Origin of the sequence: Dyella sp. ASV21, from assembly GCF_016428975.1 — a bacterium.
Taxonomy (GTDB): domain Bacteria; phylum Pseudomonadota; class Gammaproteobacteria; order Xanthomonadales; family Rhodanobacteraceae; genus Dyella.
Genome location: NZ_JAELTT010000137.1, coordinates 1 through 3236, shown reverse-complemented (window position 1 = coordinate 3236; position 3236 = coordinate 1). Strand labels below are relative to the sequence as shown.

The following is a 3236-nucleotide window of genomic DNA, read 5'->3' as shown; positions in this document are numbered from 1 at the left end:
GGTGTAGGGCAGGCCCGCTTCTTCCAGGAACAACTTCACCTTGAGGCCGTTGGGCGTGGCGGCGACATACAGGTCGATCATGGCGGTGCTTCCTCGATGGCGATGGGGGCAGTCTGGGTCACGTATTGGTCTTGAAAAAGATCCAGATTAAGAAAAATATCTCGTACCAGTTGCGAACCGGCGATCGCTGCAATGGAACCCGAGTTGGCGTTCCCCCTGGATATTCCCCCCCGCGGCCGCCTGCAGGCGCTGCATGGCCAGTTACGCGCGGCGATCATGGATGGCCGATTGCATGCCGGCCAGCCGTTGCCATCGACCCGCGCGCTGGCGCAGGCGCTGGGCGTATCGCGCAACACCGTGGTGGCCGCTTACGAACGTTTGTTGAGCGAGGGCTATCTCGGCGTCCGTCAGGGTGCGGGTTACACCGTGGCTGGCGTGGTGCCTGCCCGACGGGAGGCGACGCCCGTGGCGAGCGGCGGGGATCGTCGCCTGGCCCCGCGCTGGCGCGAGGCGTCGGCGCCTGGCCCTATGAGCGCTGCCCCGGTGCGGCTGGACCTGCGCGTCGGCGTGCCCGACCTGTCCCGGTTTCCGTTCGAGACCTGGCGCAGGCTTTCCGCGCAGGCACTGCGTGGCTTGTCCCGGGCGCCGGCCTTGTATGACGCACCGGAGGGACGGCGCGTGTTGCGCGAAGCCATTGCCGGGCACGTCTCCTTTGCACGTGCGGTGAGTTGCCGCGCGGAGGACATCGTGGTGACCAACGGCGCGCAGCAGGCGTTCGATCTGCTGGCGCGCATCCTGGTGACGCCCGGGCGCAGCGTGCTGGCGATGGAAGATCCGGGCTACCCGTCGCTGCGCGCCGCATTCGAGGCAGCCGGCGCCGTCGTGGTGCCGGTACCGGTGGATGCGGAAGGGCTGATGGTGGATCGGCTGCCGCCGGAGACGCGCATCATCTACGTCACGCCTTCCCATCAGTATCCCTTGGGCATGGCGATGTCGCCGGGGCGTCGGCAGGCATTGCTTGCGTTCGCACGCACCCATGGCGCAGTGGTGATCGAGGACGATTACGACGGCGAGTTTCGCTACGGCGGCCGTGCACTGGATGCCTTGCAGACCCTGGATCGCGATGGCGTGGTGTTCTACGTGGGCACCTTCTCCAAAAGCCTGTTTCCGGCCTTGCGCCTGGGCTATGTGGTGGCGCCGCCATGGGCCTGCCCGGCGTTGGCGAAGGCGCGACGCTTCAGCGACTGGCATGGCGACGTGCTGGCGCAGGACACATTGGCGCGCTTCATCGCCGAGGGTCACCTCGCACGCCATGTCCGCAAGATGCGTCGTCTCTACGAAGAGCGCCGGCAAGCGCTGCTCGATGGGTTGGCCCGGCATGCCGCCGGTCGCGCGCTGCCGCTGGCGGCCGAGGCCGGCCTGCATCTGTCGGCGCGGCTGATCGACCCGCTGGAAGCGGCCAGCGTCGTGCGTGCGTGCGCGGCACAAGGTATGCGCATCGAAGCCCTGGCCGATGCGGCCATCAGCCAGCCCGCGCCCAACGGCGTGATGTTCGGCCTGGGCGCCCTGTCGGCCACGCGCATGGATGAGGCCGCCCGCGTGCTGGGGCGCGTGCTCGATGCCGCGATGGATCAGCGCGCGGGGGCCGGGCGATAGCGTTGGAGCGCATCGCCCAGGCTCGTCCTGAGCGGCTCAAGATAGGCCTCGTACTTGGTCCACTGGTCCACGCCATCGCGGAAGATCGGGCGACGCACCTGCTCGGAACTGGCGGTGCGCACGCTGCGCGCGGTCTTGTGGAACTCCAGGCACGACGGCTCGAACCCGAGACCGCAGAAATCCAGGAGGCGGCGCACGTTGCCTTCCAGGTCGTCCACCACATCCTCGTGATACACGCGCAGCACGCGGCCCGGCAGCACCGCGTCCCAGTGCTGCATCAGTTCCAGGTAGCTGCGGTAGTAGCGGGCAATATCCTCGATGCTGTACGTGAACTCCTGGCCGCTCGCAAAGAGCTGCTTGAGATTGCTGAAGCAGCACGCCATCGGCTCGCGTCGCGCATCGATGATCTTTGCATTGGGCAGCATCAGGTGAATCAGCCCAAGGTGCCGAAAATTGTTCGGCATCTTGTCGATGAAGTAAGGCGCGTTGCCACGATAGCTGCGGGTATCGCGCAAATACCTGTCGCCCATCGCGCGAAAATCCTCCGGCGTCAGGTCGGCCAGCGCGGCCGGGTAGCGCGGATCGTCGAAGTCCGGCTCGCGTCCCTGCAGCTCCAGCACCAGGCGCGGAATATCGGCCAGCTCCTGCGTGCCTTCCACCTGCGAATGGGAAGCCAGGATCTGTTCGAGCAGGGTAGAGCCCGAGCGCGGCAGGCCGACGATAAAGATCGGGTCTGCATCGGGCGCGCCGACGCCTGCGCGCTGGACGAAGAACTCGCGTGTGCATACCTCGCGCTGCTTGCGCGCGTTGGTTTCGATGATCTCGGGGCGATAGCGGCTTTCCGATCGCTTCAGCGCGTTGCCCTGCTGGTAGCAGCGCCAGGACGCATCGTGCTCGCCGCGATCCTCCAGGGCCTTGCCCAGCGCGAAGCACAGGTGATAACGGTCCACCAGTGGCGTGGCGGGCGCCGTCTCGGCCGCCCGCATGCCGGCAAGCTCGTCGTCGGTGAAGCGATAGGTCTTGAGATTGGCGAGGCTCCAATATGCATCGCCAAATGCCGGCCGTGCCGCGATGGCCGCGTGGTAGGCCGCGATGGCCTCCTCTTGCCGGCCCTGTGTTTTCAGCGAATGCGCCAGCGACAGATGCAAGTCGGCCGCCTGCGGCACTTCGCGCAGAAGCGCCTGATACAGACCAATGGCGCGATCGTGCTCGCCCAGACCCACGCTGGCGCTGGCATACAGCACGCGGTAGTCGAGGTGGTCCGGCTCGACCGCCAGCAGCGTCTCCATTTCCTGGCAGGCATGCAGGTACCTATGCCGCTCGAACAGCACCTTGGCATAGTCAAAGCGCGCGGCGTGATAGTCCGGCGACATAGCCAATACCGCGTCGAGCAATACTTCCGCGTCGTCCAGCACGTCACGTGCAAGGCCGATGCGCGCAAGCAAACGCATGGCTTCGATATCGTGGCCCACCCGCAGCAGGTAGGGCCGGATGATGTTCTCCGCCGCAGCGAGTTCGCCATCGGAAAAAAGGCTGGTAGCCTGCACCACTTCGGGCGCCAGCCGACGGAGTGTCGCGAC

Annotated in this window: 2 protein-coding genes and 1 pseudogene; 1 reads left to right on the top strand and 2 read right to left on the bottom strand. The window is 66.5% G+C overall.

The annotated features are described in order from the left end of the window. Positions 1–81: pseudogene (locus JHD67_RS21155) on the bottom strand (thiol:disulfide oxidoreductase); the annotation flags it as partial. Between the two features lie 111 nt (positions 82–192). Between JHD67_RS21155 and JHD67_RS21150 the strand changes: the two are divergent. Beyond that, positions 193–1656, top strand: coding sequence for a PLP-dependent aminotransferase family protein (locus JHD67_RS21150; protein WP_199101119.1), 1464 nt, complete (start codon positions 193–195; stop codon positions 1654–1656). Here the strand turns inward: JHD67_RS21150 and JHD67_RS21145 are convergent. Then, the coding region (locus JHD67_RS21145; protein WP_199101118.1) for a sulfotransferase at positions 1632–3236 on the bottom strand (1605 nt) is incomplete at its 5' end. The genes JHD67_RS21150 and JHD67_RS21145 overlap by 25 nt on opposite strands.